Annotated in this window: 25 protein-coding genes; 5 read left to right on the top strand and 20 right to left on the bottom strand. The window is 71.2% G+C overall.

The window, feature by feature from the left end; translation table 11 throughout:
* Window positions 1–249: 249 nt before the first annotated feature.
* The 3 genes from ABT296_RS15020 to ABT296_RS15010 are packed head-to-tail and all read right to left on the bottom strand — an operon-like array spanning window position 250 to window position 2,755.
* On the bottom strand, window positions 250–1,095 hold the full coding sequence (locus ABT296_RS15020) for a GntR family transcriptional regulator (RefSeq protein WP_351927157.1): 846 nt from the start codon (window positions 1,093–1,095) through the stop codon (window positions 250–252).
* Window positions 1,096–1,130: 35 nt separating this feature from the next.
* Window positions 1,131–1,850: an HAD family hydrolase gene (locus tag ABT296_RS15015; RefSeq protein WP_502977248.1), complete on the bottom strand. Its 720-nt coding sequence runs from the start codon at window positions 1,848–1,850 to the stop codon at window positions 1,131–1,133.
* 26 nt (window positions 1,851–1,876) lie between these two features.
* Complete coding sequence (locus ABT296_RS15010; RefSeq protein ID WP_351927152.1) at window positions 1,877–2,755, bottom strand: GntR family transcriptional regulator; 879 nt, start codon at window positions 2,753–2,755, stop codon at window positions 1,877–1,879.
* Window positions 2,756–2,905: 150 nt separating this feature from the next.
* Between ABT296_RS15010 and ABT296_RS15005 the strand changes: the two genes are divergently transcribed.
* Window positions 2,906–3,094: a hypothetical protein gene (locus ABT296_RS15005; RefSeq protein WP_351927150.1), complete on the top strand. Its 189-nt coding sequence runs from the start codon at window positions 2,906–2,908 to the stop codon at window positions 3,092–3,094.
* A 36-nt stretch (window positions 3,095–3,130) separates the two neighbouring features.
* Here ABT296_RS15005 and ABT296_RS15000 read toward each other — a convergent pair whose 3' ends face one another.
* The 3 genes from ABT296_RS15000 to ABT296_RS14990 form a co-directional block, all read right to left on the bottom strand.
* Window positions 3,131–4,039, bottom strand: coding sequence for a winged helix-turn-helix domain-containing protein (locus ABT296_RS15000; RefSeq protein WP_351927148.1), 909 nt, complete (start codon window positions 4,037–4,039; stop codon window positions 3,131–3,133).
* 277 nt (window positions 4,040–4,316) lie between these two features.
* Entirely contained in the window at window positions 4,317–5,561 is a 1,245-nt protein-coding gene (locus tag ABT296_RS14995) for a GNAT family N-acetyltransferase (RefSeq protein WP_351927146.1), read from the bottom strand.
* 85 nt (window positions 5,562–5,646) lie between these two features.
* Window positions 5,647–6,267 carry an RsiG family protein gene (locus ABT296_RS14990; RefSeq protein WP_351927144.1) on the bottom strand — a complete coding sequence of 207 codons (621 nt, stop codon included), beginning with the start codon at window positions 6,265–6,267 and terminating at the stop codon, window positions 5,647–5,649.
* 158 nt (window positions 6,268–6,425) lie between these two features.
* Here ABT296_RS14990 and dtd point away from each other — a divergent pair, with 158 nt between their 5' ends.
* Entirely contained in the window at window positions 6,426–6,851 is a 426-nt protein-coding gene (dtd, locus tag ABT296_RS14985) for a D-aminoacyl-tRNA deacylase (RefSeq protein WP_351927142.1), read from the top strand.
* A gap of 12 nt (window positions 6,852–6,863) precedes the next feature.
* Here the strand turns inward: dtd and ygfZ are convergent, their stop codons facing one another.
* The 6 genes from ygfZ to ABT296_RS14955 form a co-directional block, all read right to left on the bottom strand.
* Window positions 6,864–7,829, bottom strand: a complete 966-nt coding sequence (ygfZ, locus tag ABT296_RS14980; protein WP_351927140.1) for a CAF17-like 4Fe-4S cluster assembly/insertion protein YgfZ — start codon at window positions 7,827–7,829, stop codon at window positions 6,864–6,866.
* 10 nt (window positions 7,830–7,839) lie between these two features.
* On the bottom strand, window positions 7,840–8,337 hold the full coding sequence (locus ABT296_RS14975; protein WP_351927138.1) for a Fur family transcriptional regulator: 498 nt from the start codon (window positions 8,335–8,337) through the stop codon (window positions 7,840–7,842).
* Window positions 8,338–8,353: 16 nt separating this feature from the next.
* Window positions 8,354–8,929, bottom strand: a complete 576-nt coding sequence (locus ABT296_RS14970) for a heme-binding beta-barrel domain-containing protein (RefSeq protein ID WP_351927136.1) — start codon at window positions 8,927–8,929, stop codon at window positions 8,354–8,356.
* Between the two features lie 206 nt (window positions 8,930–9,135).
* Window positions 9,136–9,993 (bottom strand): hypothetical protein, encoded by an 858-nt coding sequence (locus ABT296_RS14965; protein WP_351927482.1) that lies wholly within the window; start codon window positions 9,991–9,993, stop codon window positions 9,136–9,138.
* A 650-nt stretch (window positions 9,994–10,643) separates the two neighbouring features.
* Window positions 10,644–11,489, bottom strand: a complete 846-nt coding sequence (locus ABT296_RS14960; RefSeq protein ID WP_351927134.1) for a hypothetical protein — start codon at window positions 11,487–11,489, stop codon at window positions 10,644–10,646.
* Window positions 11,486–12,235: a hypothetical protein gene (locus ABT296_RS14955; RefSeq protein WP_351927132.1), complete on the bottom strand. Its 750-nt coding sequence runs from the start codon at window positions 12,233–12,235 to the stop codon at window positions 11,486–11,488. The genes ABT296_RS14960 and ABT296_RS14955 overlap by 4 nt, the downstream gene beginning before the upstream one ends.
* 102 nt (window positions 12,236–12,337) lie before the next feature.
* Between ABT296_RS14955 and ABT296_RS14950 the strand changes: the two genes are divergently transcribed.
* Entirely contained in the window at window positions 12,338–12,700 is a 363-nt protein-coding gene (locus tag ABT296_RS14950; RefSeq protein ID WP_351927130.1) for a DsrE family protein, read from the top strand.
* Here the strand turns inward: ABT296_RS14950 and ABT296_RS14945 are convergent.
* From ABT296_RS14945 to ABT296_RS14910, 8 genes are all read right to left on the bottom strand, one after another.
* A complete protein-coding gene (locus tag ABT296_RS14945) occupies window positions 12,694–12,957 on the bottom strand; it encodes a DUF3099 domain-containing protein (RefSeq protein ID WP_351927128.1) in 264 nt (87 codons plus the stop codon). The two genes, ABT296_RS14950 and ABT296_RS14945, sit on opposite strands and share 7 nt — an antisense overlap.
* Before the next feature lie 77 nt (window positions 12,958–13,034).
* On the bottom strand, window positions 13,035–13,322 hold the full coding sequence (locus ABT296_RS14940; RefSeq protein ID WP_351927126.1) for a DUF1416 domain-containing protein: 288 nt from the start codon (window positions 13,320–13,322) through the stop codon (window positions 13,035–13,037).
* 33 nt (window positions 13,323–13,355) lie between these two features.
* Entirely contained in the window at window positions 13,356–14,201 is an 846-nt protein-coding gene (locus ABT296_RS14935; RefSeq protein ID WP_351927124.1) for a sulfurtransferase, read from the bottom strand.
* A gap of 121 nt (window positions 14,202–14,322) precedes the next feature.
* Window positions 14,323–14,403: an Ms5788A family Cys-rich leader peptide gene (locus ABT296_RS14930; RefSeq protein ID WP_350751515.1), complete on the bottom strand. Its 81-nt coding sequence runs from the start codon at window positions 14,401–14,403 to the stop codon at window positions 14,323–14,325.
* A 272-nt stretch (window positions 14,404–14,675) separates the two neighbouring features.
* Window positions 14,676–15,410: an LmeA family phospholipid-binding protein gene (locus ABT296_RS14925; protein WP_351927480.1), complete on the bottom strand. Its 735-nt coding sequence runs from the start codon at window positions 15,408–15,410 to the stop codon at window positions 14,676–14,678.
* Window positions 15,411–15,544: 134 nt separating this feature from the next.
* Window positions 15,545–16,645 (bottom strand): hypothetical protein, encoded by a 1,101-nt coding sequence (locus tag ABT296_RS14920; RefSeq protein ID WP_351927122.1) that lies wholly within the window; start codon window positions 16,643–16,645, stop codon window positions 15,545–15,547.
* A 3-nt stretch (window positions 16,646–16,648) separates the two neighbouring features.
* A complete protein-coding gene (locus ABT296_RS14915; protein WP_351927120.1) occupies window positions 16,649–16,903 on the bottom strand; it encodes a MoaD/ThiS family protein in 255 nt (84 codons plus the stop codon).
* A 216-nt stretch (window positions 16,904–17,119) separates the two neighbouring features.
* Entirely contained in the window at window positions 17,120–17,983 is an 864-nt protein-coding gene (locus tag ABT296_RS14910) for an alpha/beta hydrolase (RefSeq protein WP_351927118.1), read from the bottom strand.
* A gap of 181 nt (window positions 17,984–18,164) precedes the next feature.
* Here ABT296_RS14910 and ABT296_RS14905 point away from each other — a divergent pair, with 181 nt between their 5' ends.
* Together ABT296_RS14905 and ABT296_RS14900 are read left to right on the top strand one after the other, a co-directional pair.
* Complete coding sequence (locus tag ABT296_RS14905; protein ID WP_351927116.1) at window positions 18,165–18,944, top strand: response regulator transcription factor; 780 nt, start codon at window positions 18,165–18,167, stop codon at window positions 18,942–18,944.
* Between the two features lie 84 nt (window positions 18,945–19,028).
* Complete coding sequence (locus ABT296_RS14900) at window positions 19,029–20,051, top strand: LacI family DNA-binding transcriptional regulator (RefSeq protein ID WP_351927113.1); 1,023 nt, start codon at window positions 19,029–19,031, stop codon at window positions 20,049–20,051.
* Window positions 20,052–20,133: the final 82 nt, after the last annotated feature.

The following is a 20,133-nucleotide window of genomic DNA, read 5'->3' as shown; positions in this document are numbered from 1 at the left end:
CGAAAGGGCACTCTTCCCTGGACAGGGATGAGGAATGGGTGGTGCACCCACGGTTGCTCCGGTGTGTCGCTCGCAAAAACCAGAAGGAAGGAACGCAGATCGCAGGTTGTATCAGGCACGCCCGGATCGGGACTTGAGCAGCCGCAAAGGGTGGTGGGCCGCTCTGCCTCCATACGCACGCAACGGAGCGGTTGCTCAGGCGGTTCGGCGAATGCTAGCGCACGGCGAACAGGAATCCCGGTACTTGTCCTACTCCGAAAGCCGGTCCCAAACCGAGTTGAACCACGCCTGCATACTGTCGACGAAAACCGATCCCGCGGAGTTGCGGTCCTCGTTCTTGACGTGGTGGGTCAGGGTCGCGCCGAGGCCCAGCACGTCGAGCGAGTCGATCACTTCGCCGCTGTCCAGTTCCATGGGGCGCGGGATGACCTCGTACATTCCGTGCAGTGCCTCGGTCCCGTTCAGGAGGTAGAGCTTGAAGGCCGGGACGAGCGAGGTGTGCCGGACCTCGAAGTCGACCGAAGGGACGAGCATCTCGGTCCGGAGGGCCTTCAGCTGGCTCCGCAAGGAGTCCGTGTGACGCCTGGTGACGGCCCGCAGGCGTTGCCCCGGACGCGGATCACTCGCGTCGTCGCGAGCCCGGGGATAGGGAAGCTGCTCCCCCTCGCCGGGGAGCAGCATGCGCAAGGTGATGTGCCGGGGTTGGATGAAGCCGCCCCGGATGCGCTCCACTTGGAGGCGGATATGCGCGTCCAGTGATTCCGAGGTCAATGTGTAGACGTCCAGGGTGACTTCGGAGCGTTCGAACGCCTCACTGATGAGCGGGCCCAGCGTGGCACCACCGTAGTACCGGGTCGCCTTGGGGGCGGTGGACTGGATGCGCTGATTCTTGATCACTCGGGATCCGCTGCCCTGCCGTGACTGGATCCAGCCTTCGCCGACCAGGTTGCGCAGCGCCCGCTGCACCGTGTCGCGGGAGACGCCGAACTCGGATGCGAGGTCTCGTTGGGACGGGAGTGAAGCCCCCAGTGAATAGGTTCCGTCCGTTATCCGGTTTCTGAGCGCCCCGGCAACCCTCTCGAACTCCTTGTTCACAGAAGGACCGTACCGCTTGCCCTCCAATAGGACTGTCAGCCGGAGTTTCTGAGGTTCGTCAGGACCGGGTGCAAGGAGTCGATCAGCATGGTCGCTCCGGCCTCGCGCAGGAGGCTTGCCTTGCGTTCGTTGCGGGCGTAGCCGAGGAAGGGGACGCTGGCGGCGCGGGCGGCGAGGTAGTCGGAGGGGGTGTCGCCGATCATCAGGGCGTCCCCGGGGGCCGCGCCCATCGCGTTCAGGGCGCGGTTGAGGCAGTGGGGGTGTGGCTTGAGGTGGTTGAGCTGCTGGGTGCGGCCGTAGATGTGCGGGCTGAAGCAGGAGGTCAGCCCGCGGCCGGCGAGGTAGGTGCGCACCACCCGGGGGGAGTTGTTGGTGGCGATGGCCAGCCGTGAGCCCATCGCGGTCCAGGTGCGGATCAGCGGGTCCGCGTACGGCGTGGGCATCGCGGAGGAGGTGGCCTTCAGCTCCTCCTTGGTCAGGTACTCCTCCAGTTCCTCGACCAGATCGCTGCCCGGGTGCCTGCGGTCCACCGCGCGCAGGACGAGATGGGGGTCGGGGGACTCGCGTTCGCCCTCGGTGAGCAGACCGCGCAGACCGCGTGCCGCCAGCCAGTCCACCAGGTCGGTGGCGACCCGTTCGGCCCGGTGCCGGGCGAACAGCCGGCAGACCGGGCCGTCGAAGTCCCACAGGACCACCCGGGCGCGCCCGATCAGGTCGCCCAGCCCCTCGGGGGCGCCCTCGGTCCGCTTCGTCACCGCTTCAGCCTGCGTCTCAGAGGTCACTAGGAGAGTGTCGACTCCGTCGAGATGGTTTCCCAGAGGGCGTCGAACCACTTCTGGGATTCCGTCACGAATGCCCCGTCCCGTTCCTCGGTCTGCCTGTCGAAGGAGAAGAGCAGGGACGCGGCGCCCAGCGCGTCGTACATCTCCAGGGTCGCGCCCTCGTGCTCCTCGGCCCGCTCGGTGACGACGTAGTAGCCGATCAGCGCCTCCTCGCCGTTGAGCAGGTACAGCTTCACCGGCGGGGTGAACGGCAGGGCGCGGATGGTGACGTGGACGTCGATGCCGTGGGTGGAGCGGACCGCCAGGAGGTTGTGGCGCAGGACCTGCGCCTGGGCGTTGCGCATCTCCAGCCAGCGCTTGTGGACGGGATCCTCCTCGCCCTGGTCCTGGACCGAGCGGGGGAAGGCCAGCGCGATCTCACGGGAGGGCAGCAGGATGCGTACGTCGATCGACTCCGGGGCGAGCGTGCCCTCGTGGATGTGGCGCAGCGGTTCGCCGAGCGCCATCAGCAGGGTCTCGGCGGTGTGGCAGACGACGTCCACCCGGACCTCGCGGGCCGCGAACGCCGCCACCAGCCGGGGGGCGAGTCCGACCATGGTCGGCTTGGGCTCCCCGCTCACGGGGGCCGGGGCGGCGACCCGCGGCGGGCTGCCCTTGCTGACGTTGCTGAGCAGGCCGTCCTCCTGGAGCGCGCGCAGCGCCTGCCGGACGGTGCCGCGCTCCACCGCGAACTCCTCGGCGAGTTCCGCCTGGGTGGGCAGGCGGTCGCCCGCCTTGAGTTCTCCCGCGCGGATGCGTTCCCGCAGGATGTCGGCGATCTCCTGCGGGGAGAGCCTTCTGCTGCCGTTCACTGCCACGTTCTCCTGGGCCACGACCAAACGCTACAACTCCACTCCATCTACGTGGAGTTGCTCGCGACTTGTTTATGAGTAGTAACCAAGTGGGGACAACATAAGCAGAGTTGGTACCAACTTGGTCGAGTTGGCGGAAGCTTTACCTCAGATTGGAACACCAGAAGGGGGAACACCGTGCCTGCCATCGCCCTCCTCGCCGCGGTTCTCGTCGTCGGCATCGAACAGGCTATCGAAGTTCAATACGGGACGACCGGCCTCGTCGGGCTGTTGCTGCTCACCATAGGCATCAAGGCCAAGAGCCCGGCCGTCAGTTCCGCGGGCGCCGTGGTGCTCGCGCTGCTGGTCTCGGGGCCCGCCCTATGACCGGACCGCACCCGGATCGCCCGCCGCGGGGGATGATCAGCTCGTGAGCACCAGCTCCGAACTGATCGTCTCCCACAGCGAGTCGAACCACAGGTGGGACTGCTGCACGAAGGTCGTGTCGCGCAGCGCGGCACCCTGCTCGAAGGCGAACAGCATCGACTGGATGCCCCGGGCGTCGTACATCTCCAGGAACTCGTGGTCGATCTCCTCCGCGCGGCGCGTCACCGTGTAGTAGGCGAACAGTGCCTCCACGCCGTTGAGCAGGTACAGCTTCACCGGCGGGGTGAAGGGCAGGGCGCGGAAGGTGACGTGGACGTCGATGCCGTGGGTCGCCCGCAGGGCCAGCAGGTTGTGCCGGAGCACCCGGCCCTGGGCGTTGCGCTGGGCGAGCCAGCGCAGGCGCAGCCGGTCCGTCCCGGTGTCGTCCACGGCGGCCGGGAAGGCGAGGTGGATGTCCCGGCTCGGCAGCAGGACGCGGACGTCGACCTTGGCCGGTTTCAGCCGTCCGGCGTGGATCTGGCGCAGCGGCTCACCGATGGCGAGGGTGAGCGACACGGCGGTCAGGCACAGGGCGTCGATCTCCACGTGCCCGGCGGCGAAGGCGGACCCGATCCGCGGCCCGAGGGCCACCATGGTGGGCTGCGGCGGGGCTCCGGGGCCGGTCAGGGCGCTGACCGGGTCCGCGGCGACGGTGGCCGGGCTGCCCTTGGAGACATTGGTGAGCAGGTGCTCGCCCTGCAGGATCCGCAGCGCCTGCCGCACCACCCCCCGCTCCACGCCGAACTCGTCGGACAGCCGGGCCTGGGTGGGCATGCGCTGGCCGGGCCGCAGTTCGCCCGACCTGATCCGGGCGCGCAGCTCGTCGGCCACGTCTCGATGTGACGTCTGTGGCCGCGGTGACCTCGTCCGCCCATTGGCGGAGGCGTGTTTCGGGTCCACGGCCAAACAGTACAACTTCCCGCCATCTTTGGGCAGTTCACCGGAAGGTGGTTATGAGACGCGTCTCCACGGTGATAAGTACAGTGGAGTTGGTCGCCAACTTCCGCAACATGGTTGCAACTACTGGGGGTTGGCGATCCGAGGTGCATGACACGGCAGATCGGGCTTCCTTCCGGAGGGGAGCCGGGAGCCCGTTCCGCCGGCACCGCCGCACAACAACCACAACCGAACAGCACGCTACGGATGAGCACCACGGACAGGGCCTGCCGTCGGCGAAGGGGGATCAGAACAGATCCGGGCACCAGGGCCGCCTGGACGTACGCAGCAGGGCGTCGGCCATACGGGCGGCGCCCGCTCGTTCTTCCCGGACCCGGCCGAGCGCGGCGAGCCGTACGGCGGACTCGTCGCCGAGCCAGAGGGTGGCCAGGTCGGAGAGGTTCAGGGTGAGATCGACGCCGTCGGTGGTGGCCGCGCAGGCCCCCGAACCGTCCGCGTCCGCCTCCACGCGATAGCGCCCGCCGCCGTCGACGACGTCCAGCACCAGCGACCCGGCGCCCCCGTACGTCCGCGCCCCCATGGCCGCCACGACGTCCAGGATGCGCACCCACAGCCAGTCCGCCTGGCTGGTGATCCTGGCCGCGCGCGGGTCGGGCAGGACGTGCGGCAGCAGGTCGTCGGGGGCCCGCCAGCCCGACTTGACGGTGGTGATCCAGTCGATGGAGCACAAGTAGCGCCACAGCGCGCGCTCGGCCGCCGGCGAGACGCCGATCAGCCACTTCACCTTCGCCGTGTTCAGCGGCTGCTTGCCGTCGCCCCAGTGGTCGTCGGCGGTGTACGCCACCATGCCCTCCACCTCGCCGGACGGCGAGCGGTAGACCGCGTAGTGGGGCTCCAGGAAGGTGCTGAAGAACAGCACCTGGCCGGTGGTCGCCCGCCACCACAGGTCGTCGCGGGAGACCGCGCCGGGCTGGACGCGGCGCAGCCGCTCGTGCAGTTCGGGGCCGAGCTTGCGGACGTCGGCGGCGTCGACGAGGTCGATCCGGCCGCCGTCCTCGGGGCCGGACCAGCGGGGGTCGAGGCCGGCGCGGGGCACGTCGACCGTCCACTCGGCCATCGTGGTGGCGGGGCCGAAGCCGAACCGGCCGTAGATCGGGTACTCGGCGGCGATGAGGGTGGCGACGGCGTCCCCGCGCTCCCGGGCGGCGGCCAGGTCCCGCTCCATCATCCGGCCGAGCAGGCCGCGGCGGCGGTGGGTGGGCGAGACGGTCACGTTGGTGATGGCGTCGGCGGACAGGGCGGCGCCGCCGACCGCGGTGAGCCGCTGGTCGAAGGAGCGGAAGGTGGCGACACAGCGGTCCCCGTCGAAGGCCCCCTGGACCCGCCCGGGGACGAACCAGGTCCGGCGCGCGGACAGTTGCTCCTCGGTGAGGGTGGGTTCCCGCAGGAACCCGGTGTTCACGGCACGGTGCCAGTCGGTGAGCTCGGCCTCGGTGATCGGGCGGACGTCGATGTCAGCGGCGCGGGTCATGCCTTCACGGTAGGCGCGGTCCGGCGGGGGTGTCGCGGCGTTTTCCCCGCCCCGACGGCCACCCGCCGCGCCCCGGCGGCCGGCGTCACAGCAGCAGGTCGTCCACCTGCGCCTCGCCCTCGCGATAACGGCGGGCGATCTCCGCGCTGCAGTCGTCGGCCGTGCGCTGGAGCCGCTGCCGGTGCAGGGAGACCTGCTGTTCGTAGCGGACGAGCCGGCCCATCGCCTCGTTCAGCTCCCCGTCCGTGCGCGCGCCGAGGTCCGACAGCTCGACCTCCGACAGCATCTCCGCCGCCAGCCGCCGGTACTCCTCGCTGTGCGGGGTGCCCAGCGTGACGTGGCGGGCCGAGGAGCGGTGCCGGGCCGGGGCGTCCCGCAGGATCTCCGCGAGCCGCTCGACGACGGACGCGGCGCCCAGCGGCGAGCGGCGGGCCAGCTCCGCCCGCAGGATGTCGATCCGCCCCTGCAACAGGCGCCGTACGTAGCTCAGATCCGCCTCGTCGCGCTGCGCGTCGCGGCGGACCGTGCGCAGCTCGGGCAGGTTCAGCAGGGCCAGGTCGGGCTCGTCCGGATCGGCGGGCGGCCGTACCGGCTGCTCCGCCGCGGTGCGCTGCGCGGGCGGCCTGAGCGGGCCGCGCCAGGCGCGGTCTCCCGCGCGGGTGAACGAGACGGCCCCGGGCTGCCGCCCGGTACTCGGTGTGCTCATCTGCCTCAACCGTCCCCTCGGCCAACGTGTGGAAGCATCGTGCCACCCCAAGTGGCCGCTATGTGACCGAGTGTCCCCGATCGGCCCCAGATGGGGGGTTAAGGTTCAAAAAGAATCCCCTGACAAACGGCTCCGGGACACACGGCATGATGGTCGCCATGCGTGCAGTGGTGCAGAGGGTGGACGGCGCGAGCGTCGTCGTGTCGGGCGAGACCGTCGGCGAGATCGCCGGGGAGGGGCTGTGCGTCCTGGTGGGCGTCACCCATGACGACACCAAGGAGAAGGCGGCCGCGCTGGCCCGCAAACTGTGGTCGCTGCGCATGCTCCAGGACGAGAGGTCGTGCAGCGACATCGACGCCCCGCTCCTGGTGATCAGCCAGTTCACCCTGTACGGCGACGCCCGCAAGGGCCGCCGCCCCACCTGGAACGCCGCAGCCCCCGGCGATGTCGCCGAGCCGCTGGTCGACGAGGTGGTGGCCCAGCTGCGCGCCCTGGGCGCGACGGTGGCGACGGGCCGCTTCGGCGCGCAGATGCGCGTCGGGCTGACCAACGACGGCCCGTTCACCGTCCTGCTGGAGATGTAGGACCCGGCGGTCCTACGGCTCCACCACGACCTCCTGGGCCGCCGCCGTGTCCCCCGCCATCAGGGGCGCGTCGACCGGCACGTTCCGCTTGACCAGCGCGAGTGCGACCGGGCCCAGCTCGTGGTGGCGGGCCGAGGTGGTGATGAAGCCGATCTTCCGGCCGTCGGGCCCCTCGGTCGCGAGCCGGATCTCCGTACCGGCGGGCGGCAGCCGGACCTCGCTGCCGTCGAGGTGGAGGAAGACCAGCCGGCGCGGCGGCTTGCCCAGGTTCTGCACCCGGGCCACGGTCTCCTGGCCGCGGTAGCAGCCCTTCTGCAGATGGACCGCGCTTCCGATCCAGCCCAGCTCGTGCGGGATCGTGCGGTGGTCGGTCTCGAAGCCCAGGCGGGGCCGGTACTGCTCGACGCGGAGCGCCTCGTAGGCGAGCAGTCCGGCGGCGGGCCCGGCCTTCTCCGCGTACGGCTCCAGCTCGGCGCGCGGCAGGAAGAGGTCGCGGCCGTACGCCGTCTCCCGTACGACGACGCCGTCCGGGACCTCGGCGATGGAACCGGCGGGCAGGTGCACGACGGCGAAGTCGGCGGTCCGGTCGGCCGTCTCGACCCGGTAGAAGAACTTCATCGACTCCAGGTACGCCAGCAGCGCCTCCTGGGTGCCGGGCTCGACGTGCGCCCAGACCGTGCTGCCGTCGTCCACCAGGTACAGCGCGTGCTCGACATGGCCGTGCGCGGAGAGGATCAGCGCCTCCGTCGCCTCGCCCACGGGCAGGTCGCTGACGTGCTGGGTGAGCAGCAGATGCAGCCAGCTCAGCCGGTCCTCGCCGGTCACGGCCACCACCCCGCGGTGCGAGAGGTCGACGAAACCGGCGCCGCCGGCGAGGGTGCGCTGCTCGCGGAACAGATCGCCGTAGTGGGCGGCGACGCCTTCGTCCACGCCCTCGGCGGGGACGGCGCCGGGCAGGGTCAGCAGGGGGCTCTTCATGAGGGCAAGCCTACGACTCGGTAGTTGAACTCTTCAGCGAGCTCTGCTGCGGGCTCTGCTGCGGGCTCTGCTGCGGGCTCTGCTGCGAGCTCTTCTGCGCGCAGTCCTTGCAGCGCCCGAAGATCGCGAAGTGCTTCATGTCGGTCTCGAAGCCGAAGGTGTCCCGCAGCTTGGCGGTGAAGTCGGCGGCCACGGAGACATCCGCCTCGATCACGTTCGTGCAGTCCCGGCACACCAGGTGCAGATGATGGTGCCGGTCGGCGAGATGGTAGGTGGGCGCCCCGTGCCCGAGATGCGCGTGGCTGACCAGCCCGAGCTCCTCCAGGAGCTCAAGGGTCCGGTACACCGTCGAAATGTTGACCCCCGACGCGGTCTTCCTCACTTCCACGAGGATGTCGTCGGGGGTCGCATGCTCGAGGGTGTCCACGGCTTCGAGCACGAGTTGCCGTTGCGGCGTCAGCCGGTAGCCGCGCTGCCTGAGATCGCTCTTCCAGTCGGTGCTCACCACACGGACGAGTCTAGGACTACTTGAAGAAAGCGATCCCGTCGTCCGGCATGTCGTCCGGGAGGGCCTTGGCCCAGCGCTCGACGTCCTCGGGGGTGACGACCTTCTTCAGGTGCGCCGACATGTAGGGGCGCAGCTCGACCTCGGGGGTCTGCTTCTCGCCGACCCACATCAGGTCGCTCTTGACGTAGCCGTACAGGCGCTTGCCACCGGTGTAGGGCGCGGAGGCGGCGGTGCGGGCCACGGCGTCGGTGACGATGTCGATCTGCGGCTTCTTGTCGGCGAGGTCGCCGTACCAGATCTCGATGACGCCGTCGTCGCGGGTCATCGTGACCTCGACCTTGCGGTCGGCGTCGATCCGCCAGTAGCCGTGCTCGGACTCCAGCGGCCTGACCTTGTTCCCGTCGTTGTCCAGCACCCAGGTGTGGGACTGGTACTCCAGGAAGTCCCGGCCGTCATGGGTGAAGGAGACCTCCTGGCCGAAGTTGCACTTCTCGGCACCGGGGAAGTCGTGCACGCCCGCGCCGGCCCAGTTGCCGAGCAGGAAGGCGAGCGGGAGGAGGTCCTTGTGGAGGTCCGACGGGATCTCGATCATGAGTGCAGTTCCTCGAGGGGGGTCAGCGCTGGCCCTGGTACAGCTTCTTCACGGTCAGTCCGGCAAAGGCGAGTACGCCGATGGCGACCAGGACCAGCAACAGCTCGAAGAAGAGGATCACGGGTTGCTCCTTGATGAGCGGACGGGCGAGTGCACGAAGGCCGGGCCCCAGCTTACGCGGCCGGGGCCCGGCCTTCTTGGCGAGGTCAGCTCAGCAGCTGGCTCTGGAGGGTGACCGTCTGCTGGAACGGCACGGCCAGGGCCTCCCCCTTGCGGGACTGGACGATCAGCGCGAGGACGTCACCTGCGGTGACGTACGCGTGCCGGACCTGCTGGGCGCCGTAGGGCTTCTGTTCCGCGTACACGTAGCGCGCGATGTCCGGCAACGGCTTGACCGTCTCGGCGTACTCGTCGTCGAACTCGGAGAGGTTGTCGCCGCGCAGCGAGAAGGCCGGGCCGCCGGCCGGGGCGACACCGCCGGGGGTCAGTTCCTCCACGACGGCGGAGGTGGCGAAGCGCAGCAGGTAGACGCGGGTCTCGGTGCCGTCCTCGGTGGTCCAGCCGCGGGCGGCGATGTGCCGCAGCCCGTAATCGACCAGGAGTTGCCCGAACTCCGCGCGGTGCCTCTTCTCGGGGAACTGCGCGAGGAAGTCCTTCGTCGCCAGCCAGCCGTCGGCGCCGCGCAGCGCCTTGTCCTCGGTGGCGCCCTTCGGCGCGGGCAGTACCAGGGCGCGCAGGTCGGCGTGGTGGGTGCCGGCCGGGTTGTCCTCGGCGAGGGGGGCGGGGCTGCCGGAGGGCATCGGCGGATAGGCGAGCGTCGGGTAGTCCCACCGCCCGTCCGACCGCGTCTCCAGCCCCGGCACCTCGGTCCGCTCCATGCGGGTGATGCCGTACGCCGTCAGTGTCCCGACGGTGGCGAAGACGGCGACGGCGGCCGTCCACCGCAACACGGCCCGCAGCCCGCGCCGCGGGCGCCGCGCGGGGACCGCGGCGTCCTCGCCCGCTGCGGCGGCGGGGTCGACGGCGGGGGCGACGACGGGGGCGACGACGGGGCTGTCGCCCATGGGCGCGGGCGGTGCCCCCTCCGGGGCCGGCGCGGGCGCGGCCCCGGACTCGACCGAGTGCGCTTCCCCGGGTTCGACAGCGCACACCGGCTCGGGTGCCGACGCGGACTCGACTGCGGGGGCGGCCACCGTTTCGGGGGCGACCGCGGGCGCGGGCGCGGAGTCCGGCCCGGGCTCGGTGGCGGACGCCACCTCCACCCCGGGCGCGGACTCGGCCTCGGGCTCGGACACCGACGCGGGCTCGACCTCGGGCGCCGACGCGGGCTCGGCGTCAGGCGCCGCCTCCGGGGCGGGCGCCGCCTCCGGGGCGGGCGCCGCCTCCGGGGCGGGCGCCGCCTCCGGGGCGGGCGCCGCCGCTGAGGCGGGCGCCGCCGCTGAGGCGGGCGCCGCCGCTGAGGCGGGCGCCGCCGCTGAGGCGGGCGCCGCCGCTGAGGCCGCGGCGGGCGTTGCCTCGGCCGCGGCGGCTGGCTCGGGCTCAGACACGGATTCGGCCGCGGGCTCCGGGGCGGGTGCCGGGTCGGCCGCGGGGACCGGGGCGGGCTCCGGGTCAGTCGCGGGGACCGGGGCGGCCGTCAGGGGCGGCTCCGGCGCAGCCTCCGGCTCGGGCGCGGGGCCCGGGGTGGCGGCGGGGGTGGGGTGGTCGGTCGTGGTCATACCGCTGCTCCCGGTTCGGCGATGCGGTCGAGTTGGGTCTTGAGCAGCGACGCGATCGCGTCGGTGTCCATCGACTCGACGCCGTCCGCGGTGGCGGTGACCATGACGTCACCCTGGTAGCCGAAGCAGATGAGGTGCTCCAGGCCGTCGCCCTCGTCCTCGTCGTCGTTCACGTCCGAGGGCAGCAGGAAGCACTTGGTGTCCTTGTGCCCCTCGATCTTCGGGCCGGCCTCGAACACGTCCGTGGCGTCGAGGAAGTCGTTGTAGAACGCCGTGCTGCGGCGCACGGACGTCCGGTTCTCCATCCGGGCCAGGATGATGCTGACGGCAGAGGCGGAGCTGCCCCCCGTCTGCACATAGCTGCGCACCGCCATGCCGGTGTACCGCGCCCTGTCGATCTCCTTCTCCATCTCGCGGCGCTGCGTGCGCGGCAGTCCGCGCAACGACTCCTTGCGCAGGGCCGTCGCCTCGGCGCCGCTGATCGACTCGTCGGAGCCGAACTCCGTGATGTCGGGCCCCCGACTCCAGAAGCTGTCGTACGGGACCAGCACGGCGGAGAGCCCGGAGGGCTTCGCCGCCTCGGTCCGGCCTCCCTTCTCGCCCCGCGGGAACGTCCAGACGGGCGCCCCCGCGTCCCGGTCGGCGCCGCGCACGGTCACGACGGTGTACCCGACCCCGGCGACCAGCGCGCCGACCAGCACCAGGGACCCGGCGACGGCCAGGATCCGGCCGACCCGCACCTTCTTCCTCACGGGCGCCTCCGCGACCACCCCGACCGGGCCCTCCGCGCTCTCCGCGCTCTCCGCGCTCTCGGGGCTCTCGGGGCTCTCTGTTTCACTCACAGCCGCTCCATCTGCCGCTCGGCCAGCCCTCGGATCGTCTTGCCGTCGATCGGCTCGGTGCCGTAGACCCAGATCTCCATGGCGATGTCGCCGCGCCAGGCGTGCGCCTCGGCGTTGTACACCGGCAGGTAGCCCGGCTCCCGCTCCGGAACGGTGTGGACGTACGCCATCCCGTCCTCGGTCCCGGGCACGGTCCAGCTCCTGGTCTTCCGGTCGCCCTCATACGAGTCGGTGGCCTCCGCCCAGTAGTGCGCGTCCTCGACGGAGTCCGACGCGGCATGGGCCACCTCGTCCTGCCGGTACTGGACCAGCCGGATCTCCACCGTGTACGAGTCCTGCTCCCAGACGGTGACGGCGGCGCGGCGGAACGCGTAGGACAGGTCCTCGAAGGCCCGGCCCGGGTCGTCGTAGTAGCCGGCGTAGTCGGCCATGGTCATCCAGCCGTCGGTGCCGAGCCAGTCGGCCTTCTTGGCCCCGGCCGGCTTCTTCAGCAGGAGTTCGCGCAGGTCGCCCTCGGTCCTGACCTGGCGGTCGCGGGAGGCGGACAGCGGCTCGGGGGCCTCGCCCCGGGTCTGCTCGATCTTCGGCTGGGAGAGCGAGGGCAGCCGGGTCGGGTCGCGGTCGGCCTGGACCAGGTAGCCGGCGCAGGTGCCGGCCACCAGGCCGAGCACGGCGGCGCCGGTGATCAGCAGCGCCGTACGCCCGCGGCGGCGCGGACGGGCCACAGCCTCTTCGGGTACTTCCAAGTCGTCCCCCCACGGAACGTGAAGCGCGCATTCCGTATGCGCGCGCACAGGAGACCGTTGGCCAAAGCTCAGGGTTGCAAGGCACTTGATTACGATTCAGCCATGGCGAAGAAGCTCGTGATCAAGGTGACGGCGGGGGCGGACTCCCCCGAACGCTGCTCGCAGGCGTTCACGGTGGCGGCGGTGGCCGTGGCCAGTGGTGTGGAGGTGTCCCTGTGGCTGACCGGGGAGTCCGCCTGGTTCGCGCTGCCGGGCCGGGCCGCCGAGTTCGAGCTGCCGCACGCCGCTCCGCTGCCCGACCTGGTCGAGTCGGTGCTGGCGGGCGGCCGGATCACGCTGTGCACGCAGTGCGCGGCCCGCCGGGACATCACCGAGAAGGACGTCATCGAGGGCGTACGGATCGCGGGCGCACAGGTGTTCGTGCAGGAGTCGCTCGCCGACGACACCCAGGCCCTCGTCTACTGACGCGGCCGCTTCCTGCCGTCCAGCTCGTCCCACCACTCGTCGGACTTCGGGTCGCCGGAGGGGTCGTCCCACCAACGGTCGTCGGGGCCGCGCCGGTTGGCGACCACGGCGGCCAGCGGCGGGATGACCATGGCCACCACGCACATGCCCACCGCGACGGGGACCGACCAGAGCCGTACGACACCCCAGGCCAGGACGAACAGCGTCAGGCAGGTGCCCATCATGGCGAAGTACAGATGACGCCGCCGTGCGTACATGTGTCCAGAGTAGGCCGAAGGGCCGCACCCCGGCGTCCAGCCCGGGGGTGCGGCCCTTCGGCCGTACAAGGGGTGCCTCAGACGGCGATGGCGACCTCCGCCAGGCCGCCCTGCTGGGCGACGACGGTACGGTCGGCGGTGCCGCCGGGAACCAGCGCGCGCAGGGTCCAGGTGCCTTCGGCCGCGTAGAAGCGGAACTGGCCCGTGGCGGAGGTGGGGACCTCCGCGGTGAACTCGCCGGTGGAGTCCAGCAGGCGGACGTAGCCGACGATCGGCTCGCCGTCCTTCGTCACCTGACCCTGGATCGTGGTCTCACCGGGCTTGATCGTGGAGGCGTCCGGGCCGCCGGCCTTCGCTCCGCACATGTCGAACTCCTTGGGGGGTAAAGGTCGGTGGTCTTACTTGTTGGCGCCGAGCTCGATCGGCACGCCGACGAGGGAGCCGTACTCGGTCCAGGAGCCGTCGTAGTTCTTGACGTTCTCCACGCCCAGCAGCTCGTGCAGGACGAACCAGGTCAGCGCGGAGCGCTCACCGATGCGGCAGTAGGCGATGGTGTCCTTGGCCAGGTCCACCTGCTCGTCGGCGTAGAGCGCCTTGAGCTCGTCGTCCGACTTGAACGTGCCGTCGTCGTTGGCGTTCTTCGACCACGGGATGTTGCGGGCGCTGGGCACGTGGCCCGGACGCTGCGACTGCTCCTGCGGCAGGTGGGCCGGGGCGAGCAGCTTGCCGGAGAACTCGTCGGGCGAGCGCACGTCGACGAGGTTCTGGGCGCCGATGGCCGCCACGACGTCGTCGCGGAAGGCGCGGATCGAGGTGTCCTGGGCCTTGGCCTTGTACTCGGTGGCCGGGCGCTCGGGCACGTCGGTGCCGTCGACCAGCTCGCGGGCGTCCAGCTCCCACTTCTTGCGGCCGCCGTCGAGGAGCTTGACGCTGTCGTGGCCGTAGAGCTTGAAGTACCAGTAGGCGTAGGAGGCGAACCAGTTGTTGTTGCCGCCGTAGAGGATCACCAGCGTGTCGTTGGCGATGCCCTTCGCCGACAGGAGCTTCTCGAAGCCCTCCTGGTCGATGAAGTCGCGGCGGACCGGGTCCTGCAGGTCCTGGGTCCAGTCGATGCGGATCGCGTTCTTGATGTGGTTCTTCTCGTAGGCGGACGTGTCCTCGTCCACCTCCACGATCGCGATGTTGCTGTCGTCCAGGTGCTCCTGGACCCAGTCGGCGTCGACCAGGACGTCGCTGCGGCTCATGCTTTCTCCTCCGGGGCAGTTGCGGCGGGGCGTGCAAGTGAGATGGGCGCGCGGTCCGGGTACGGACGGCGCACGGAAGCCCTGGGCAGGGCGGGGGATGCGAGGCGTCGGTGCTCTTCGCTCAGAAGGGGCGACAGAGCATGGCGGCGACGCGGCACAGGTCTACTGCCCGCCGCTTCGTGAGATCCGCCTGTCGCTTCATAGCTGCGATCGTAGGGAGGGACAGGCGCGCATGTCACCGGCGTGTCGCATGCTGAGACGCGATCGTCCGGGATGTGGGACCCGAAGGCCGTCCGGGCCGCTCTCGCGGGGCCCGCGGGGTGGTGTAGCCGCCGTCACATCTACGGTGCGGACGGTGGCGTCTCGCGTTTCGGACACCGGCGCTCAGGAAGGGGCGCCGGGGGCCCTCCCTGAAGCCTGAAGGCTTCCGGGCACTCTCCCCCGAGGCTTCCGGGGCGTTCACCAAGGGCCCTGTTACCCCGCGAGTCGGACGTCCGAACCCCGCACGCTGATCTCCACGCCGTCCTTCGCCGCCTCGACCTTGTCCAGCTTGATGCCGCCGGGCAGTCCGTCGATCCGCTGCTCGAAGTCGGTGATGCCGCGCGCCCGGGACTCCGCTATCTCGACGCCGCCGAACGAGGGCAGGGAGTCCGCGTGCACCTGGACGGTGTCGCCCTTGACGGTGACGGAGCTGAGCACATGGACGGGCTTGGGCAGCTTCACCCCGAGGACGGTGGCCTCGACGGCGACCTTGATCCGGCCGTTGCCGCCGTCGGAGAGCCCCACGACCCGGGCGGTGACGCCGGGTCCGACCTCGGCCTCCTCGGACTGGGCGGTCCTGAGCAGTTCCGCGTAGCCGATGGAGGCGGTGCCGGTGGCGCTGTCCGCGGTGGCGGAGCCGTAGTCGCCGGAGAACCGCACGCCCTTCATGTTCGCCTTGAGCCCGTCGATGCGGATGGTCTCGCCGCTGCCCGCGGTGGCCTCGTAGTCCGCTATCCCGACCTCGACGTCGTCCAGCTCACCGCCGGCGAGCTGGGTGAGGAACGGGAAGCCCTTGATGGACACGTCGGGGGTGGCGGAGAGGTTCTCCGTGGTGCGCAGCTTCTCGGCGGCCTCGTCCTCGGCGAAACCGACGGCGAGCCGGTCGGCGAGCACGAAGAGACCGCCGAGTACGACAGTGACGATCAGCAGGATCCGCAGTGCGCGCATGTTCGGTGTTCCCCCACCCAGTCGGCAGGACGACCGGGTGGCCGTCATCCGGCGAGCGTAACCCCGCCGGACGGACGGTCAGCGGAACTGTCGATCACCTGTGACAGGCGGACGGCGGCTGCGGGCCGGTGCCCTCAGCCCAGGGCCCGGCCCAGGACGTACACCGCGGGTGCCGCCGCCGCGAGCGGGAGCGCCACACCGGCCGTGAAGTGGACGAACCTCGACGGGTAGTCGTAGCTCGCGACCCGGTGGCCGATCAGGGCCGAGGCCCCGGCCGCGGCGCCGAGCAGCGCGCCCTCGGAGCCGACGTCCGTCATACCGCCGACCGCGATGCCCGCGCCGGCCGCGGCGAGCACGGCGACAACCACGGACGCGGGCGTCGGCAGCGGCAGCGCGCGTGCGAGCAGGGCCACGGCCACCGCGGCCGCCCCGACCGTCACCGCGTCCGCCTCGGCCGCCAGGTAGCCGGAGGCCGTGATGGCCAGCGCCGCCGAGGCGACGGTCGCCATCAGGCCGTACATGCGCTCGTCGGGGTCGGCGTGCGAGCGGAGCTGGAGGACCAGGGAGAGTAGGACCCAGACGCCCAGCGTGCCGAGGATCGCCGAGGGGGCCCGGTCGGACGCCAGCAGGGCCACGTCCGCCGTGAGCGCGCCCGCGAAGGCCAGCGCGATGCCCTGGCGGGCCGGCCACATGCCGTTCAGCCGGAACCAGCCGGCCGCGGTGACGGCCTGGAGCACCACCAGCGGGACCAGCAGGGCGTACGTGCCGACCGCCGCCGTGCCCGACAGCAGCAGGCCCAGCGCCGCGGTCAGCGCGGCCGGCTGCATGCCGGGCTCGATGATCGGGGAGCGGCCCTCCAGGCGCGCCCGCTGCGCGTCGGTGACGCGGGAGTTGCCGCCGAGGGTGGCCGGGCCGTAGCCCTCGCCCCCCGGGGCGGGCGCCGGGGCCGGCTCGGGGGCGGGGACGTGCGGGGGCGGCCCGGCCGCGTACGGCTCATGGCCCTGCTGAGGCATGCCCTGCTCGGGCGCGCCCTGCTGGGGCATGTACGCCGTCTCGGCCTGCGCCACCGGCGGCTGGACCTGGGTCTCCCAGGTCTGCCCCTGCCACTGCTGGGTGTAATGCTGGGCGGCCTGCGGGTCCTCGTACCCCTGCTGCCACCCCTGCCCCTGGGCCTGTGCCTGCTGCCCGTACGGGTCGTAGGCGTCGTAGCCGCCCTGGTACGGCTGGTTGGTCATCGCTCACCCTCCTGCGAACGGCGGGAGCACTTCGACCGTGCCGCCGTCGGCCAGGCGTACCGTCTCATGTCCGCGGGTGCCCACGGGGTCACCGTCGATCAGGAACGAGCAGCGCAGCAGTACGCGCGCGAGCTCTCCGGGGTGCCGCTCGCGCACCGCGGCGAGCGCCTCGGCGAGCGTGTCGGCGGCGTACGGCTCCTCGCCGACCCCGGCCGCGGCCTTCGCGGCGGCCCAGTAGCGGACCGTGACCTCTGCCATCCCGTTCCTCTGTCGTCCTTCGGCTGTCTACAGGGGCCAGGTTAGGGCCTGTCGTCAAATTCCCGTCTGCCCAGCGACGCCATGCACGCACTCTCGCCGCACCGGGCACAGACCCACGGACAACCAGTCCGAGGGCCCGCGCCCGGCACGCCGAGAGCACGCACCTGACGCCGCCGCGCCGCCCTCCGGGCGACGACGGGAATTCGACGGCAGGCCCTAACCCGCCCGGCCGACGGCCCAGCGACCGATCCTGGCCAGCAGTTCGTCGGGGGCCGCGTTCTCGGCGTGGCCCATCCCCGGCTCCAGCCAGAGTTCGCCGTGCTCACCGGCCGCGTCGGCCAGCATGCGGGGATGGTCCAGGGGGAAGTAGCCGTCACGGTCGCCGTGCACGATCAGCAGCGGGGCGGGGGCGATCAGCGGCACCGACTCCACCGGGGAGAGCGGGACCGGGTTCCACCCGGTGCGGTGGATCCGGGTGCGCAGCCCGTACCGGCTCACCAGGCGGCCCCCGGGGCGGGTCACCAGCCAGTGCACCCGGCGCATGGGGGCCGTACCCCGGTAGTACCAACGCGCGGGGGCGCTCACCGAAACCACCGCGTCCGTTCGCGCCTCCGTGCGCCCCGCGTGCTCCGGCCGGTGGAGGGCCGCGTGCCGCAGCACCACGGAACCGCCCATCGAGAAGCCCACCGTCACCACACGGGTGTGCCCCAGCTCCCGCGCCCAGGCCACCGCGGCGGCCAGATCGAGCACCTCCCGGTCCCCCACCGTGGACCGTCCACCGGAGCGTCCGTGCCCTCTAAAAGAGAACGTGATCACGCTTCCGTACTGCGCGAACGCCTCCGCCACCCGGCGTACGTGGGGTTTGTCCGCGTCACCGGTGAATCCGTGCGCGATCACGAAGGCCGGACCAATGGAGGATGGAATTCCGGTGTCGTATACGACCGATCCCGGGTTGTATACGGAATCGATCGTCACCCCGTCGGCCGTGCGCAGAAACGTCCGTATAGGGGTATGTCTGTTCGTCTCAGAATTCGGAACGGACGTCGAACGCACCACACGACCTGCCGGATCAGTCCTCATGTGGGCTATTCTCCTGGGCAGAGGACTCGGGCAGCGAAGCCCCCGGGTCCTTTTGTGCTTTCGGGAGCGTTGTATACGACGCGGGAAACCGCGGGTGTACGGGCCCCCGGGATCACAGAGCAATGCCGCTGTGCCGCTGTACCGAAAGCGTCCTCGCAGGGACCGAGGAGGAACCAGACGTATGAGTTCGCTGCTGCTCCTGACCAATGCCCTCCAGCCGTCGACGGAGGTGCTCCCGGCTCTCGGCCTGCTCCTGCACAACGTGCGAGTGGCCCCCGCCGAAGGGCCCGCGCTCGTCGACACCCCGGGCGCCGACGTCATCCTGATCGACGGCCGCCGTGACCTGCCGCAGGTGCGCAGCCTGTGTCAGCTGCTGCGCTCCACCGGACCCGGCTGTCCGCTCATCCTGGTCGTCACCGAGGGCGGCCTCGCCGCCGTCACCGCCGACTGGGGCATCGACGACGTACTGCTCGACACCGCGGGACCCGCCGAGGTCGAGGCGCGGCTGCGGCTGGCCATGGGCCGCCAGCAGATCGTCAACGACGACTCCCCGATGGAGATCCGCAACGGCGACCTCTCCGTCGACGAGGCCACCTACAGCGCCAAGCTCAAGGGCCGGGTCCTCGACCTCACCTTCAAGGAGTTCGAGCTCCTCAAGTACCTCGCGCAGCACCCGGGCCGCGTCTTCACCCGCGCCCAGCTGCTCCAGGAGGTCTGGGGCTACGACTACTTCGGCGGCACCCGCACCGTGGACGTGCACGTACGGCGGCTGCGCGCCAAGCTCGGCCCCGAGCACGAGTCGCTGATCGGCACCGTCCGGAACGTCGGTTATCGATTCGTTACGCCCGAGAAGGGCGACCGCTCCGGCGAGGAGGCCCGCACCAAGGCCGACCGCGCAAAGTCGGAGGATGCGGACGAGACGGCGGTCCTGGACGGCGTAGAGGTCAGTGCGGACGCCTAGCGGGCCCGGACGGCGCTCGGGCGGGGTTCGGTCAAGCTCCTTCACGCCCTGCCCAGAGCGGGTCCATCCGCGTAGACTCCGCGCGTGGCCAAGGTAACCAGGGATGATGTGGCGCGGCTGGCGGGGACGTCCACCGCCGTCGTCAGCTATGTCATCAACAACGGACCCCGGCCGGTCGCCCCGGCCACGCGCGAGCGCGTTCTCGCCGCGATCAAGGAACTGGGGTACCGGCCCGACCGGGTCGCCCAAGCCATGGCCTCGCGCCGGACGGACCTCATAGGTCTGATCATCCCGGACGCGCGCCAGCCCTTCTTCGGGGAGATGGCGCACGCGGTCGAACAGGCCGCCTCCGAGCGCGGGAAGATGGTCCTCGTCGGCAACACCGACTACGTCGGCGAGCGCGAGGTCCACTACCTGCGGGCCTTCCTCGGGATGCGGGTCTCCGGTCTGATCCTGGTCAGCCACGCGCTGAACGACCTGGCGGCGGCCGAGATCGAGGCGTGGGACGCCCGGGTGGTGCTGCTGCACGAGCGCCCCGAGGCGATCGACGACGTCGCCGTCGTCACCGACGACCTCGGCGGCGCCCAGCTCGCCGTGCGCCATCTGCTGGAGCACGGCTACGAGTACGTCGCCTGTCTGGGCGGCACGGCCGAGACCCCCTCGGTCGGCGACCCGGTCTCCGACCACGTCGAGGGCTGGAAGCGCGCCCTGCACGAGGCGGGGATCAGCCCCGAGGGCAAGCTGTTCGAGGCCCCCTACAACCGTTACGACGCCTACCGGATAGCGCTGGACCTGCTCTCCGGCCCCGACCGCCCGCCGGCGATCTTCTGCTCCACCGACGACCAGGCCCTGGGTGTGCTGCGGGCGGCGCGCGAGCTGCGCCTCGACGTGCCGGGCGAGCTGGCCGTGGCGGGCTTCGACGACATCAAGGAGGCGGCGCTGGCGGATCCGCCGCTGACCACGGTCGCCTCCGACCGTTCGGCGATGGCGCGGGCCGCGGTGGACCTCGTCCTGGACGACGGTCTGCGGGTCGCGGGATCGCGGCGCGAGCGGCTGAAGGTGTTCCCGTCCCAGCTGGTGACCCGCCGGTCCTGCGGCTGTCTGTGACCGCCCGCGCCGGCTCGACCGCACAGGCTTCCCGAAGGCGGGAGTGAGGGCTCTCCGCTAGGGCCCGCCCAGCGCCCGGAAC

The sequence above is a fragment of the Streptomyces sp. NPDC000983 genome (assembly GCF_040299205.1).
Taxonomy (GTDB): Bacteria; Actinomycetota; Actinomycetes; order Streptomycetales; family Streptomycetaceae; genus Streptomyces.
The sequence above is the reverse complement of the archived record's forward strand: the minus strand, read 5'-3'. Positions and strand labels throughout refer to the sequence as shown.

What these genes read in the sequence shown, in the direction of transcription:
- ABT296_RS14990 (WP_351927144.1), bottom strand. Translation starts at nt 6,267, where the DNA reads ATGAGCACACCGAGTACCGGGCGGCAGCCCGGGGCCGTCTCGTTCACC.
- ABT296_RS14910 (WP_351927118.1), bottom strand. Translation starts at nt 17,983, where the DNA reads ATGAGGACTGATCCGGCAGGTCGTGTGGTGCGTTCGACGTCCGTTCCG.
- ABT296_RS14915 (WP_351927120.1), bottom strand. Translation starts at nt 16,903, where the DNA reads ATGGCAGAGGTCACGGTCCGCTACTGGGCCGCCGCGAAGGCCGCGGCC.
- ABT296_RS14920 (WP_351927122.1), bottom strand. Translation starts at nt 16,645, where the DNA reads ATGACCAACCAGCCGTACCAGGGCGGCTACGACGCCTACGACCCGTAC.
- ABT296_RS14970 (WP_351927136.1), bottom strand. Translation starts at nt 8,929, where the DNA reads ATGATCGAGATCCCGTCGGACCTCCACAAGGACCTCCTCCCGCTCGCC.
- ABT296_RS14945 (WP_351927128.1), bottom strand. Translation starts at nt 12,957, where the DNA reads ATGTACGCACGGCGGCGTCATCTGTACTTCGCCATGATGGGCACCTGC.
- dtd (WP_351927142.1), top strand. Translation starts at nt 6,426, where the DNA reads ATGCGTGCAGTGGTGCAGAGGGTGGACGGCGCGAGCGTCGTCGTGTCG.
- ABT296_RS14925 (WP_351927480.1), bottom strand. Translation starts at nt 15,410, where the DNA reads ATGCGCGCACTGCGGATCCTGCTGATCGTCACTGTCGTACTCGGCGGT.
- ABT296_RS14965 (WP_351927482.1), bottom strand. Translation starts at nt 9,993, where the DNA reads ATGGGCGACAGCCCCGTCGTCGCCCCCGTCGTCGCCCCCGCCGTCGAC.
- ygfZ (WP_351927140.1), bottom strand. Translation starts at nt 7,829, where the DNA reads ATGAAGAGCCCCCTGCTGACCCTGCCCGGCGCCGTCCCCGCCGAGGGC.
- ABT296_RS14940 (WP_351927126.1), bottom strand. Translation starts at nt 13,322, where the DNA reads ATGTGCGGAGCGAAGGCCGGCGGCCCGGACGCCTCCACGATCAAGCCC.
- ABT296_RS14930 (WP_350751515.1), bottom strand. Translation starts at nt 14,403, where the DNA reads ATGAAGCGACAGGCGGATCTCACGAAGCGGCGGGCAGTAGACCTGTGC.
- ABT296_RS14950 (WP_351927130.1), top strand. Translation starts at nt 12,338, where the DNA reads ATGGCGAAGAAGCTCGTGATCAAGGTGACGGCGGGGGCGGACTCCCCC.
- ABT296_RS14995 (WP_351927146.1), bottom strand. Translation starts at nt 5,561, where the DNA reads ATGACCCGCGCCGCTGACATCGACGTCCGCCCGATCACCGAGGCCGAG.
- ABT296_RS14935 (WP_351927124.1), bottom strand. Translation starts at nt 14,201, where the DNA reads ATGAGCCGCAGCGACGTCCTGGTCGACGCCGACTGGGTCCAGGAGCAC.
- ABT296_RS14905 (WP_351927116.1), top strand. Translation starts at nt 18,165, where the DNA reads ATGAGTTCGCTGCTGCTCCTGACCAATGCCCTCCAGCCGTCGACGGAG.